Source organism: Amycolatopsis sp. NPDC049691 (assembly GCF_040675005.1).
GTDB lineage: Bacteria > Actinomycetota > Actinomycetes > Mycobacteriales > Pseudonocardiaceae > Amycolatopsis.
The window spans coordinates 479859-493631 of record NZ_JBFANX010000003.1; the positions used below are offsets into that span (position 1 = coordinate 479859).

The 13773-nt window shown below is 71.7% G+C and carries 11 protein-coding genes; 9 read left to right on the forward strand and 2 right to left on the reverse strand.

What is annotated here, in order from left to right:
- Positions 1 to 3: 3 nt before the first annotated feature.
- The 9 genes from AB0J40_RS09360 (at position 4) to AB0J40_RS09400 (ending at position 11255) form a co-directional block, all read left to right on the forward strand.
- On the forward strand, positions 4 to 1206 hold the full coding sequence (locus AB0J40_RS09360) for a hypothetical protein (protein ID WP_364449817.1): 1203 nt from the start codon (positions 4 to 6) through the stop codon (positions 1204 to 1206).
- 227 nt (positions 1207 to 1433) lie between these two features.
- Positions 1434 to 2195, forward strand: a complete 762-nt coding sequence (gene fabG, locus AB0J40_RS09365) for a 3-oxoacyl-ACP reductase FabG (RefSeq protein WP_364449819.1) — start codon at positions 1434 to 1436, stop codon at positions 2193 to 2195.
- A 5-nt stretch (positions 2196 to 2200) separates the two neighbouring features.
- On the forward strand, positions 2201 to 2653 hold the full coding sequence (locus tag AB0J40_RS09370) for a MaoC family dehydratase (RefSeq protein WP_155542941.1): 453 nt from the start codon (positions 2201 to 2203) through the stop codon (positions 2651 to 2653).
- 106 nt (positions 2654 to 2759) lie between these two features.
- The gene (locus tag AB0J40_RS09375; protein ID WP_364449822.1) at positions 2760 to 3776 is read left to right on the forward strand and encodes a phosphotransferase family protein; all 1017 of its coding nucleotides are present in this window, start codon (positions 2760 to 2762) and stop codon (positions 3774 to 3776) included.
- On the forward strand, positions 3777 to 5000 hold the full coding sequence (locus tag AB0J40_RS09380; RefSeq protein ID WP_364449824.1) for an acyl-CoA dehydrogenase family protein: 1224 nt from the start codon (positions 3777 to 3779) through the stop codon (positions 4998 to 5000).
- A complete protein-coding gene (locus AB0J40_RS09385) occupies positions 4997 to 6181 on the forward strand; it encodes an acyl-CoA dehydrogenase family protein (RefSeq protein WP_364449827.1) in 1185 nt (394 codons plus the stop codon). The genes AB0J40_RS09380 and AB0J40_RS09385 overlap by 4 nt, the downstream gene beginning before the upstream one ends.
- Positions 6178 to 7269 (forward strand): acyl-CoA dehydrogenase family protein, encoded by a 1092-nt coding sequence (locus AB0J40_RS09390; protein WP_364449829.1) that lies wholly within the window; start codon positions 6178 to 6180, stop codon positions 7267 to 7269. Before AB0J40_RS09385 ends, AB0J40_RS09390 begins: the two co-directional genes overlap by 4 nt.
- A 170-nt stretch (positions 7270 to 7439) precedes the next feature.
- Positions 7440 to 10196, forward strand: coding sequence for a hypothetical protein (locus tag AB0J40_RS09395; protein ID WP_364449832.1), 2757 nt, complete (start codon positions 7440 to 7442; stop codon positions 10194 to 10196).
- 186 nt (positions 10197 to 10382) lie between these two features.
- Positions 10383 to 11255 carry an alpha/beta hydrolase gene (locus AB0J40_RS09400; RefSeq protein ID WP_364449834.1) on the forward strand — a complete coding sequence of 291 codons (873 nt, stop codon included), beginning with the start codon at positions 10383 to 10385 and terminating at the stop codon, positions 11253 to 11255.
- Here AB0J40_RS09400 and AB0J40_RS09405 read toward each other — a convergent pair.
- Complete coding sequence (locus AB0J40_RS09405) at positions 11252 to 13141, reverse strand: hypothetical protein (protein ID WP_364449837.1); 1890 nt, start codon at positions 13139 to 13141, stop codon at positions 11252 to 11254. The two genes, AB0J40_RS09400 and AB0J40_RS09405, sit on opposite strands and share 4 nt — an antisense overlap.
- A complete protein-coding gene (locus AB0J40_RS09410) occupies positions 13138 to 13761 on the reverse strand; it encodes a TetR/AcrR family transcriptional regulator (protein WP_364449839.1) in 624 nt (207 codons plus the stop codon). Before AB0J40_RS09410 ends, AB0J40_RS09405 begins: the two co-directional genes overlap by 4 nt.
- Between the last annotated feature and the right edge of the window lie 12 nt (positions 13762 to 13773).

The following is a 13773-nucleotide window of genomic DNA, read 5'->3' on the forward strand; positions in this document are numbered from 1 at the left end:
CCGATGCGCCTCCTCCCTCTGCTCGCCGCCGTCGCCGTCCTCGCCACCGGATGCTCGTCGGGAAGCGACACCGGCGGATCGATGTCCGGTATGCCCGGGATGAGCGACGCGGGTACACCGCCGTCCGGTCTTCCGCACGAGAGCACCCCGCCCGTGCCGGGCCTGAACCCGCTGCCCGGCATGCCCGCCGTCCCCAACGCGCACGACGTGGACGCCGCCGCCGGACCCGGCATGCTCTCCCCCGCCGTCGCGGCGGACAAGCCGCTGGTCTACGTGCCCCACAGCGGGTCCGGTGACGTGTGGGTGATCGACCCGGCCACCTTCCAGGTCGTCGCGAAGTACCCGGCGGGCAAGGAACTGCAGCACGTCGTGCCCTCGTGGGACCTGCGCACCCTCTACGCCACCGACGACCGCGGCGACCACGTCCTGCCCTTCGACCCGCGGACGGGACAGCCGGGCAAGCCGTTCCCCGTCGTCGACCCGTACAACATGTACTTCACCCCCGACGGCCGGTACGCGATCTCGGTGGCGGAACGGCTGCGCAAACTCGTCTGGTACGACCCGCACACGTGGCAGGCCCACGACGAAACCGCCGCTCCGGACTGCGCGGGCATCGACCACGCCGACTTCTCCCCCGACGGCCGCACCGCGGTCTTCACCTGCGAGTTCGCCGGCCGCGTCGCCGTGGTCGACGTCGCCTCGCACCACCTGCTGCGGATGATCGACATGCCGCACCGCAACACCCGCATGGGCCCGCAGGACATCAAGCTCGCCCCCGACGGCTCGGTGTACTACATCGCCGACTCCGACGCGGGCGGCCTCTGGGTCCTCGACGGCGCCGCGACCCACGTCCTCCGCTTCATCCCCACCGGCCGCGGAGCCCATGGCCTCTACTTGTCACGAGACGCGAAACAGCTCTACGTCACCAACCGCCACGAAGGAAGCATCAGCGTGCTGGACGCCTACACCGGCGCGCCGGTCACGACGTGGCACCTCCCCGGCGGCGGCAGCCCCGACATGGGCAACGTCACCGCCGACGGCACCCAGCTGTGGCTGTCCGGGCGCTACGACAAGACCGTCTACGTCTTGTCCACAAAGGATGGTTCGCTGATCCGGAAGATCCCCGTCGGCACCGAACCCCATGGGCTGTGCGTCTGGCCGCAACCCGGCCGCTACTCCCTCGGACACACCGGCATCACGCGCTGACGGTCACCGCGCACCTCGCGGCGCCGGGGTAACCACCCGGTGTGACCTTGCCCACCGGCGCCGCGCTCGGAGCCGCGGCTTCCTCGGCAAATCCGGTCCGCCCAGGCGGGACGCCCGAAATCTGACTACGTTGGCACCGGAAACGGGCCGGAAGCCGTAGGCTCAGTGACCGACCGCTTAGTAGGCTGGCGGGCACGAGCCCGCTTCTCAACGACGAGGAGGTCCCCGTGACCGATTCCCCTTCCCGTGTCGCCGTGGTCACCGGTGCCGGCCGCGGCATCGGTGCCGCCGTCGCGGCGCGGCTGGCCGATGACGGCTTCGCCGTCGGGCTGCTCGACCTGGACGAGGCCGGTGTCAAGCAGGGCGCCGAGGCCATCGTCGCCAAGGGAGGCAAGGCCGTCGGTGTTGCCCTCGACGTCAGTGACGCCGAGCAGGTCGAAGCCGCCGTCACCCGGGTCGCCGACGAGCTCGGGCCGCCGGTCGTGCTGGTCAACAACGCCGGCATCACCCGCGACAACCTGATCTTCAAGATGACCGAGCAGGACTGGGACTCCGTCCTCGGCGTGCACCTCAAGGGCTCGTTCCTGATGACCCGCGCGGTGCAGAAGTACATGACGCAGGAGAAGTACGGCCGGATCGTCAACCTCTCCAGCACCTCCGCGCTGGGCAACCGCGGCCAGGTCAACTACTCCGCCGCGAAGGCCGGCATGCAGGGCTTCACCAAGACCCTCGCCATCGAGCTGGGCAAGTTCAACGTCACCGCGAACGCGATCGCGCCGGGCTTCATCGCCACCGACATGACCGCCGCGACCGCCGAGCGCCTGGGCATGGGCTTCGAGGAGTTCAAGGCCGCCGCGGCGTCGCAGATCCCGGTGCAGCGCGTCGGCACGCCCGAGGACATCGCCCACCTGGCCTCCTTCCTGGTCAGCGAGGGCGCCGGGTTCATCTCCGGCCAGGTCATCTACGCCGCCGGCGGACCGAAGGACTGAGGCCGATGCGCGAGTTCGAGAACCTGGACGCCTTCGCCGCGGCGGTCGGCGAGCACCTCGGCTACAGCGAGTGGCTGAAGGTCACCCAGGACCGGGTGAACCTGTTCGCCGACGCCACCGACGACCACCAGTGGATCCACGTCGACGAGCCGATGGCGACCGCGGGCCCGTTCGGCGGCACCATCGCCCACGGCTTCCTGACGCTGTCGCTGCTCTCGGCGTTCGGCCCGAAGATCTACAAGGTCAACGGCATCAAGATGGGCATCAACTACGGCCTCAACAAGGTCCGCTTCCCGCAGCCGGTGAAGGTCGGCTCGAAGGTGCGTGCCGGGGCCGAGCTGGTGGAGGTCACCGACATCCCCGGCGGCAAGCAGGCGGTGTCGAAGTGGACGGTCGAGATCGACGGCGAAGCGAAGCCCGCTTGCGTCGCCGAGTGGGTGACGCGTTTCCTGGCGTGATGCCATCCGGGAAGCGTCGCTTTCCTGGGGAAAGTGACGCTTCCCGGTGGACTCTGTACGTCATACCGACTAGTCGGTATGCTCCCCTCGACGAAGAGGAGACTGCATGAACCCGCCAGGACTCGACCTGGACCGCCTGCGCGCGCACCTGGACGCGCACCGGCCCGGCCTGGTCGCCGGACAGCTGTCCGCGGACGTCGTGGAGGGCGGCCGGTCGAACCTCACCTACGTGGTGGGCGACGGCCGCTCGCGCTGGGTGGTGCGCCGCCCGCCGCTCGGGCACGTGCTGCCCACCGCGCACGACATGACCCGCGAGTTCCGGGTGATCTCCGGCCTGCGTGACACCGCCGTGCCGGTGCCCGAAGCGATCCTGCTCTGCGAGGACGCCGACGTCGTCGGGGCGCAGTTCTACGTCATGAGCTTCGTCGAGGGCACGCCGTACCGGACCGCCGACGAGCTGGCGGAACTCGGCGAAGACCGCACGCGGGCCATCGCCGACGCCCTGGTCGACACGCTCGTCGACCTGCACGCGGTCGACCCGGCCGCGGTCGGGCTCGGCGACTTCGGGCGGCCGGAGGGCTTCCTGGAGCGGCAGCTGCGGCGGTGGAAGAAGCAACTCGACGCCTCGCGCAGCCGCGACCTCGACGGTATCGAGGAGCTGCACGACCGGCTTGCCGCGGCGGTGCCGGTGTCCGGGACGCCGTCGATCATCCACGGCGACTACCGCCTGGACAACGTCCTGGTGGACGGGACCGACACGATCTCCGCGGTGCTCGACTGGGAGATGTCGACGCTCGGCGACCCGCTGACCGACCTCGCGCTGCTGGTGGCCTACGCCGAGCGCGACAAGGTGTCGCTGCAGTTCGTCTCCAACGCCAGCTCCGCGCCCGGCTACCCGACGACCGACGAGGTCGTGCGGCGCTACGCCGAACGTTCGGGCCGGGACGTCTCGCAGCTGAACTGGTACGTCAGCTTCGCGTTCTTCAAGCTGGCCGTGATCCTGGAAGGCATCCACTACCGCTACACGCAGGGCAAGACGGTCGGCGCGGGCTTCGAAGGCGTCGGGGCCGGTGTCCCGCTGCTCATCTCGCACGGCAACGAGATTCTCAAAGAGGAGAAGTAAATGGACTTCGCGTTCGACGAGAAGACCGAGGAGCTGCGCGGGAAGCTCCTCGAGTTCATGGACTCGCACATCTACCCCGCCGAGCCCGTGTTCGAGCGGCAGCTCGCCGAACGCGACGACCCGTGGGCCATCCCGCCGGTCATGGAGGAGCTGAAGGCCGAGGCCCGCAAGCGCGGCCTGTGGAACTTCTTCCTCCCCGGCGACCACGGCGCGGGCCTGACGAACCTGCAGTACGCGCCGCTGGCCGAGATCACCGGCCGCAGCATCCGGCTCGCCCCGACCGCGCTCAACTGCGCCGCGCCGGACACCGGGAACATGGAAGTGCTGGCCATGTTCGGCAACGACGACCAGAAGAAGCAGTGGCTGGAACCGTTGCTGAACGGCGAAATCCGCTCCGCGTTCGCGATGACCGAGCCGGACGTCGCCTCCTCCGACGCCCGCAACATCGAGACCGCGATCCGGCGCGACGGCGACGAGTACGTCATCAACGGCCGCAAGTGGTACATCTCCGGCGCGATGAACCCCGCGTGCCGGATCTTCATCGTGATGGGCAAGACCGACCCGGGCGCCGCGCCGCACAAGCAGCAGAGCATGATCCTGGTCCCCCGCGACGCCCCGGGCCTGACGGTCAAGCGCGGCATGCACGTCTTCGGCTACGACGACAGCGACCACGGCGGCCACGCCGAGGTGCTGTTCGAGGACGTCCGCGTGCCGGTCGAGAACCTCATCGCCGGTGAGGGTGACGGTTTCGCGATCGCCCAGGCCCGCCTCGGGCCGGGCCGGATCCACCACTGCATGCGCGCCATCGGCATGGCCGAGCGCGCGCTGGAGCTGATGTGCCGCCGCGCGATCTCGCGCGAGGCGTTCGGGAAGCCGATCGCGCAGCAGGGCGTCGTGCAGGACTGGATCGCCGAGTCCCGCGTGAAGATCGAGCAGCAGCGGCTGCTGGTGCTCAAGACCGCGTGGCTGATGGACACCGTCGGCAACCAGGGCGCGCACACCGAGATCCAGGCGATCAAGATCTCGACGCCGAGCACCGTCGAGTGGATCCTCGACAAGGCCGTGCAGGTGCACGGCGCCGGCGGCGTCAGCCAGGACTTCCCCCTGGCGGCGATGTGGGCCGGGAACCGCACCCTGCGCCTGGCCGACGGGCCGGACGAGGTCCACAAGCGCTCACTCGCCCGGCGTGAGCTGAAGAAGTACCTTTCGGAGGGCGCGAAGTGACTGTCACCGCCGAAGACCTGACCCGCCAGGCGACCGAGTTCACCGCCTCGCACGACCCGAAGACGACCGACCGCCTGGAGTTCCTGCGGGCCCGGTTCGACGCCGGGCTCGCCTGGGTCCACTTCCCCGCCGGCCTCGGCGGGCAGAACGCGCCGCGCGCGCTGCAGTCCGCTGTGGACAGTGTGTTCACGGAGGCGGGCGCGCCGGACAACAACCCGCGCCGCATCGGCATCGGCCTCGGCATGGCCGCGCCGACCATCCTCGCCTTCGGCACCCCGGAGCAGCGCGAGCGCTACCTGCGTCCACTGTGGACCGGCGAGGAGGTGTGGTGCCAGCTGTTCTCCGAGCCGGGCGCCGGGTCCGACCTCGCCGCGCTGGGCACGCGGGCCGTGCGCGACGGCGACGACTGGATCGTCACCGGCCAGAAGGTGTGGACGTCCGGCGCGCACGAGTCGCAGTGGGCGATCCTGGTGACGCGCACCGACCCGGACGTGCCGAAGCACCAGGGCATGACGTACTTCCTGTGCGACATGACCGCACCCGGCGTCGAAGTCCGGCCGCTGCGCCAGATCACCGGCGAGGCCGAGTTCAACGAGGTCTTCCTGACCGACGTCCGGATCCCCGACACCCAGCGCCTCGGCGCGGTCGGCGAGGGCTGGAAGGTCGCGCAGACGACGCTGATGAACGAGCGCGTCGCGATCGGCGGGCACGTCCAGCCGCGCGAGGGCGGGCTCATCGGCATCGTCGCGAAGACGTGGCGCGAACGCCCGGAGCTGCGCACGCCGGAGCTGCGTGACCGGCTGGTGCAGCGCTGGGTCGAGGCGGAGACGCTGCGGCTGGCCGGCACCCGGCTGCGCCAGCAGCTCACGGCGGGCGCGCCCGGGCCGGAGGGTTCGGCCATGAAGGTCGCGTTCTCCGAGCTGAACCAGGCGCTGACCGGCCTGGAGGTCGAGCTGCTCGGCGAAGAGGGCCTGGCCTACGACGACTGGACGTTCCGGCGCCCGGCGATCGTCGACTTCACCGGCCGCGAAGCCGGCTACCGCTACCTGCGCGCGAAGGGGAACTCCATCGAGGGTGGCACCTCGGAGGTCCTGCGCAACATCATCGCCGAGCGCGTGCTGGGGCTGCCGTCGGAGCCGCGCGTCGACAAGGACGTCGCCTGGAAGGACCTCCCCCGATGAGTGACCTGCTGTACTCGGACGTCGAAGAGGACTTGCGGGCTTCGGTCCGCGACCTGTTGAAGGACAAGGCTTCGGCCGAAGCGCTGCTGGCGCGCATCGAGACGGCCGAGGGCTACGACCTCAAGCTGTGGCGCACGCTGGCCGAGGAGGTCGGCGTGGCCGGGCTGGCGGTGCCCGAGGAGCTGGGCGGGCACGGCGCGTCGGCCCGCGAAGTGGCCGTGGTGGCCGAGGAACTGGGCCGCAGCGTCGCGCCGGTGCCGTTCCTGGGCAGCGTGGTGCTGGCGACGACGGCGCTGGTCCGGGCTTCGGCGGGCGAGTTCGTCCGGCAGCTGGCCTCGGGTTCGGCGATCGGCGCGCTGGCGGTGCCGCTGTCGACGGCGCCGGGCGCGGGTTTCCCGTCGTCGGTGACCGTTTCCGACGGCCGGTTGAGCGGGCGGGTCGGCACGGTCGCCGACGCGTCGGTGGCGGACCTGCTGGTCGTGCCGGCCGCGGGCCCGGACGGTCCGGCGCTGTACGTGGTCTCGGCCGCCGACGCGACGGTGACGGAGCTGGTGTCGTTCGACCTGACCCGGCGGGTGGCCGACGTTTCGCTGGACAACGCGCCGGCGACGCTGGTGGCGTCCGGTCCGGACGCGGCTTCGGCGCTGGAGGAGGCGTTGCTGTTCGGGGCCGGGATCCTGGCGTCGGAGCAGACGGGCGTCGCCGAATGGGCGCTGACGGAGACGGTCTCCTACCTGAAGGGGCGGTACCAGTTCGGCCGTCCGGTGGGCGGGTTCCAGTCGCTGAAGCACCGGCTGGCGAACCTGTACACGGACCTGGTGCTGGCCCGCGCGGCGGCGCGGTATGCGGCGGACTCCCTGGCCACGGGCACGGACGTGCCGATCGCCGTGGCGGTCGCGCAGGCCAGGGTCGCGCCGATCGCGGTACGCGCGGCGGAGGAGGCGATCCAGCTCCACGGCGGCATCGGGATGACGTGGGAGCACCCGGCGCACCTGTACCTGAAGCGCGCGAAGGCCGACGAGATCGCGCTCGGGACGCCGGGGAAGCACCGGGCCCGGCTGGCCGAGCTGGTGGACCTGCCCGCCTGAGACCCGTCCGATCGCGCGTGGCACCGCCGCGACACCCGATGTTTCGGTTGTGTCACGCGCGATCCGGTCCGTCCCGGTGATCCCTTGACGCCCCCGCCGTCCGGGTGCTGAGGTGAACACGCCTGGGGGTGGCTACCGGTTGCCCCCGCGTTTTCGAGGGGGATCCACCGATGGTGCGCACTCACGTGCGGCGCTCGACGCTGCCCGGACGAAGAATGCCCGGACGAAGAAGACGGTTGGTCACGCTGCTGACCACCACCCTCCTGCTCACCGGAACGGCGGCCGTGCTGCCGGCCACCGCCTCGGCCGCCGAGCCGCCACCGCTGCCGGTGAAGACGCTGACGCGGTCGTCGTGGGCCTACACCGACGCCGCCGATCCCTCGCACATCAAGGTGAACGCCTCCGGCGACGCCCCGGTCGGTGCGAGCGTGGACGCCAAGGGACCGCACGTCTCCCGCACGTACTACACGCTCGACCTGACGTCGTTGGGCGGCAAGCACGTGATCGGCGCGGCCCTGACCATCCCGGAGAAGCGCGCCACCGACTGCGCGCGCCGCGCGGTGGAGCTGTGGTCGACCGCCCCGGTCACCGGGAAGTCGTCCTGGGCCAAGCCGCCCGCCGAGCTGACCCGGCTGGCCACCGCCGGGGCACCCGCCGCCGGCTGCCCCGCCGACCTCGCCGGCCTCGACCTCACCGCCGCCGTCGCGAAAGCCGTGCAGGCCGGGGAAAAGACGCTGACGCTCGAGCTGCGCGTCCCGGCCGCGCACGAGCTGGACCCGCGCTACGGCCGCTGGTTCGCCAACGACGTCAGCCTGAAGGTCACCTACAACACGCCGCCGGGTATCCCGGCGAACCTGCGCACGGCCTACCCCGACGCGCCGTGCGCGACGACCGCGCCCGGCGTGTTCACCCGGGCCTACGACATCCCGATCACCGGGCACTACGCCGACGTCACGGATCCGGATCCGGGCCAGGACCTGGTCGCGCACTGGGAGATGTGGTCGCTCGACGACCCCTCGGTGCGCCGCGACCTCGACTGGCCCGTGACGAACGGGCAGGCCTACGCCCAGTTCGACAACCCCTGGCTGCCGGCCGACCACACCTACGCGTGGCGGCTGCGGGTGACCGACGGCGTCGACACCTCGGACTGGTCGCCGACCTGCTACCTCACTCCCGACAGCGTCAAGCCGGAGGTTCCGAACGTCACCTCGGAGGTCTACCTCACCGACGACCCGTGGACGCCGCGCGGCGGCATCGGCGTGCCGGGGCAGTTCACCTTCACCGCCAACGGGTCCCCGGACGTCGTGCGCTACGAGTACCGGTTCACCGGCCAGTCCGACTGGACCTCGGTGCCCGCGGAGTCGCTCGGCGGGCCGGCCACGGTGACGTTCACCCCGGCCGACTCCGGCTCGTTTTCGGTCGGCGTCCGCAGCGTCGACCGTGGGAACAACTACTCCTGGGAGCAGTACCGGAACTTCACGGTGAAGGACATCCGGCCCTACGTCTGGTCGACGCTCTACCCGCCCTACAGCACCAACCCCGGCGGCAACATCGGCGTGCCGGGCGTGTTCGACCTCTCCCCCGGGCTGCCGGACACCGTCAGCTACGACTACCACCTGGACAACGGGCCGGACCGGACCGTCGCCGCCGACGCGGACCACAACGCCCACGTCACGCTGGCGCCCACGCACGGCGGTGAGAACGTCCTCTACGTGCGCAACACCGGCGCCGACGGAACGGTCTCGCTCTACCGCGAGTACAAGTTCCAGGTCGACACGGCGCCGGACATCACCATCGAGGGCGGGCTCCAGATCGGTTCGGAAGCCACGTTCCGGCTCGCGCCCCGGCTGGCCGGCACGACGTCGTACACCTACTGGATCACCGGCTACCAGGACGAGCCGATCACCGGGCCCGCCACCGTGCCCGCGGCGGCGGACGGCACCGGGTCGTTCGCCTGGACCCCGCTCGACACCCGGGCCCAGGCCGTGCGGGTGCGCAGCACGGACGCGGCGGGCACGCAGTCCGAGGTGCGGTACCTGAGCGTCTCCGTCGACGGCGCGGCACCGTACGTCACGCGCACCGGTGGCGCGGACGCGCCCGGGCAGCCGGGCACGTTCACCTTCCGATCGTCGCTGAAGAACACCGCCGAGTTCGTCTACTGGCCGTCCACCGACCCCGCGCACAAGCTGACCGTGCCGGCCCGCCCGGACGGCACGGCGGAGGTCACCTGGACGCCCACCGAGGCCGGGAACGTCTGGTTCACCGTGCAGGCCCGCAACACCGCGGGGGTCCTGTCGTCCGAGGGCTCGACGTTCTTCACCGTCTACGACAGCCCGGTCGTGACGTCGGCCGACTTCGTCCGGGAGCCCGCCGGGCCGATGCGGCCCGGGACGTTCACGCTGACCTCGCGGATGGCGGGCACGGTGGCGTTCGAATTCGCGGTGGACAGCTACACCACCACGGACGTCGCGGCGGGTCCGGACGGCACGGCGACCGCGGCGTACACGCCGACGACGTCCGGGTACCACACCGTCTACGTGCGGGCCCGGGCCGCGGACGGCCGGACGTCCGGCTGGGGGTACTACTCCTTCACCGTGACCGACCAGCCGAAGGTGTCGTCGGCGGACTACCCCGCCGGCCAGACCTCCGACGGGGCGGGCACGCCCGGGACGTTCACCTTCACCCCGAACGCGCCCGGAATGACCGGGTACGTCTACGTGGTGCACCGGAAATGGCCCGACAGCGCGGACGAACCCGAGCGCACCGTGCCGGCCGGGGCGGACGGGACGGCGTCGGTCACCTGGACCCCGGAGAGCTACGGCGACTACTACTTCACGGTCCAGGGCCGGCGGGCCGACGGCAGCCTGACCGAGACGGCGTACTACTCCTTCTCCGTCCGGAACGCGCCGGAGGTGACGGGCGACTGATCGGAAGGCGGGGCTTCCCGGACCGGGGAGCCCCGCCGTTTTCGTGAATCTCCCTCGCTTTTCTTCCGAATTTTCGCTCATCTGAGCGAAAACACTGTGAGCCAGGCCACTCGCGAGGCAAAAGGGTGGCAAACGTGCCCGCGTTCCCATGGTTTTCCCCACCCGCCGGGTTCTAGCCTGGGCGCCATGGAATTCGCCGTCGCACCGACGGAAGCGCTGGAGGAATTGACCGTCGCCGTCGGCGGGCATCGGCACAGCGCGCTCGCGGCCGGACCGCGGTCCGGGGAACTCGTCCTGCTGCTGCACGGCTGGCCCGAATTCGCGGAGTCCTGGACCGAGCAGCTGCACGCCCTCGGCGAAGCCGGCTACCGCGCCCTCGCCGTCGACCAGCGCGGGTACGCCCGGCAGGCGCGCCCGGACGGCGTCGAGCACTACTCGATCGAGCACCTGGTCGGCGACGCCCTGGCCTTCGCCGACAGCCAGGGCGCCGACCGGTTCCACCTGGTCGCGCGCGACTGGGGCGGCATGGTCGCCTGGGCCCTCGCCACCGCGCACCCCGGCCGGCTGCGGTCGCTGACCGTCCTCTCGACCCCGCACCCGTCGGCCCTGCAGCGCGCGGCCGCCACCGACGACGGGCAGTTCCACGACCTCGGCTACATCCGCTTCTTCCGCCGCGGCGTCGGCAAAGCCGAGAAATTCCTCTTACGCGACGAAGCCGCGCAATTACGGGCTGTCTACAATCGCCGGATTCCGGTCGAAATCGTCGAACGCACGGTCGCGCGCCTTTCCGAACCGGGCGCGCTGACCGCGACGCTGAATTGGTACCGCGGCGCCACCAACGACGTATTCGACGTCCCGGCGGGCCGCATCACCGTGCCGACGCTCTACCTCTGGGGCAGCGAGGACCCGTACCTCGGCCAGAGCGCCGCGGAGCTGACGGTCCACCACATCGACGCGGAGTACCGCTTCCAGATCATCGAGGGCGCGAGCCAGTGGATGGCGATGGAGGCCCCGGACGAGGTCATCTCGCTCCTGCTGGACCACCTCCGGCGCCACTAGCCGGCCTTGCGGACCAGGCCGGTGTAGCCGACGAGAGCCAGCGTGGCCAGCGCCCAGATCGCCGCCTGGACCAGCCAGATCGCCACGGTGAACCACTGACCGGCGGTGGTGCCCGTGTTGAGGTCGCACCGGCCCCGCACCCCGGGTGACAACGGCAGCCCCCGGTCGAGGCCGACGCCGATCAGCTCCACCGTCGTGCACGGGGTACCGGCCACGGCCGTGAGGTCCGCCGTCCGCTCGGCCGCGCGGTGACCGCCGGAGCCGACGTGCCCGGCCCACAGCCCGAGTCCCCCGGCGGCGACCACCGCCAGCAGGAGCGCGGCGGCCGCGCGACGCGCGCGGTAGCCGTACCCGGCGAAGAAGCCCCACAGCCAGTGGAACCGCCGCGCCGGCCACCCGCCGATCCCCTCGGGCGCCCGCCGCTGCCGGTCGCGCTGCTGGGCGATGAGGATCTGCCGCGCGTTCCCGTCGTGCCCGGCGGCCCGCTCGGCCGCGGCCAGCTGCTGGTACGGCCCGGGCCGGTAGTCCACGGTGTGCGAGCGGATCAGGTCGAGCCACTCGCGCCAGGTGATGTCGCCGAGCGAGCCGAACCGGAAGCCGTCGAGCTCCACGGGACCGATTCCCGCCGGGAAGCAGACCGGCCCGTCGACCACGGCGGCCTCGAGGCTGACGAGGGTGCCGGTGGCGACGATCTCCGCCCCGGTCAAGGTGAGCTCGCCGCCGACGTGCGCGCCCGCGAGGTGGACCCCGCCGGTCGCGGTCAGCCCGGCCAAGCGCAGGTTGCCGTCGACCTGGAGCCGGGCGCCGGCCAGCACCGGTTCGGCGTCGCCGGCGAGTTCGGTGCCGACCAGGCGCAGGTCCCCCGTCACGTGCGCGCCGATCAGGGAGACCGTCCCGCTCGCCCGCAGCCCCTTGGCGTGGACGCTGCCCTCGATCCGGGCGCTGTCGGCGCTCAACGCCCGCCCGCGGGGGTTGGCGAGCACCGCGCCGCCGAGGTTGACCTGGCCGGCGATCCGGGCGCCGAGCAGCGAGACCGCGCCGGTCACGGTGACGCCGGTCGCGTACAGGCCGCCGGCGCGGAGGCGGTCGGCACCGACGGCCGGGCCGCTGTCGTTGACGAGCGTCGCGTCGCCGAGGTCCAGCTGGCCGCCGACCCGGGCGCCGAGCAGACGCAGCGCGCCCTCCTCACCGGCGCCGGTCACCGTGGCGCCGGCCAGGCTCAGGTCGCCGTCGGCCACTGCGCCGTCGGCGTGCACCACCGGGCCGGACCCGTTGGTGAGCACCGCTTCGCCGAGGAAGACCTCCCCGGACACGCGCGCGCCGAGCAGGCGGAGCGCGCCGCTCGCGCCGGCGCCGGTCGCCTTCAGGCCCACGCCTTTGACGGCCCGGCACTCGAGGTCGTCGAGGAACAGCGCGGGGCCGTCGCCACTGCGGATCTCCGCGTGGGCGAAGACGGTCAGGCCGTCGACGCGGGCGTCGCGCAGGCAGATCACGCCGAAGTCGCCGGAGCCGGTCGCGCGCACCCCCGTGAGGTCGAGGTCATGGCCGATCCGGACACCGGTGCCGTCGAACCCGGCGATCCGGCTGCCGGACAGGTCGAGCCACGGCAGCTTCGCGGCCCGCGCGGAGATCGTGTTCACGACCACGCAGTCGACCAGCTGCAAGCCCACCGGCGCCTCGACGTGGTCCAGGTTCAGCGTCCCGGCGATCCGAGCGCCCTCGACGCGCACCCCGCGCGGGTCCACCGGACCGCGCAGCCCGAGCAGCAGCTCGCGCAGGACCGCGGCCCGGATCGGGGCGTCGGTCACGTAGGCGAGGCCGCGCCGGGCGGTGTCGATCAGCTCTCGTTCCGCTCCGGTGAGCTTGTCGAGGACGGGCAGCGTCACCCGGGCGGCCGGAGGGCGTCCAGCAGCAGGTCCGCGTAGTGGTCCCCGACCTGCCGAGCCGACAACGTCCCGCCGCGGCGGTACCACGACCCCAGGTGGTGGACCGAGCCGAAGAAGAAGTCGACCACCACGTCGGCCGGCTTGTCCGTGCGGAACTCCCCCGATGCCTGGCCCTCCTCGATCAGGCCGCGGAAGCGCTCGTGGTACTTGCGGCGCTCGGCGCGCACCGCCTTCTGCTTGTCCGGGGAGAGCTGGTGCATCGACTGCAGGAAGATCGTGTTGTCGTCGAGGTTGTCGATGCTCGACACCACGACGTCGGACGCGGCGGCGCCGAGCCGCTCGCGCAGCGGGGCGTCCGACGAGGCGACGCTCTCCAGCTGCCGGGTCTGCTCGCGCAGGACGCGCGCGTAGATCTCGTAGAGCAGGTCGTCCTTCGAGCCGAAGTAGTGGTACATCGCGCCCTTGGTGACGCCCGCGGCCTCGACGATCTCCTGGACCGACGTGCGGTCGAAGCCCTTCTTGGCGAACAGCTTCGTGGCGTGCTCCAGCAGCCGCCGGGGCACGGCGGCCTGGTCGTCACCGCCCGCCTCGCCCGGCTTGCGGGTGCTTGCTCGGGTCACCGCGGTACCCCC

Excerpts from the sequence above, each read along its gene's own strand:
- AB0J40_RS09390 (WP_364449829.1), top strand. The coding sequence starts at position 6,178 with ATGAGTGACCTGCTGTACTCGGACGTCGAAGAGGACTTGCGGGCTTCG.
- AB0J40_RS09370 (WP_155542941.1), top strand. The coding sequence starts at position 2,201 with ATGCGCGAGTTCGAGAACCTGGACGCCTTCGCCGCGGCGGTCGGCGAG.
- AB0J40_RS09400 (WP_364449834.1), top strand. The coding sequence starts at position 10,383 with ATGGAATTCGCCGTCGCACCGACGGAAGCGCTGGAGGAATTGACCGTC.
- AB0J40_RS09395 (WP_364449832.1), top strand. The coding sequence starts at position 7,440 with ATGGTGCGCACTCACGTGCGGCGCTCGACGCTGCCCGGACGAAGAATG.
- AB0J40_RS09360 (WP_364449817.1), top strand. The coding sequence starts at position 4 with ATGCGCCTCCTCCCTCTGCTCGCCGCCGTCGCCGTCCTCGCCACCGGA.
- AB0J40_RS09375 (WP_364449822.1), top strand. The coding sequence starts at position 2,760 with ATGAACCCGCCAGGACTCGACCTGGACCGCCTGCGCGCGCACCTGGAC.
- AB0J40_RS09380 (WP_364449824.1), top strand. The coding sequence starts at position 3,777 with ATGGACTTCGCGTTCGACGAGAAGACCGAGGAGCTGCGCGGGAAGCTC.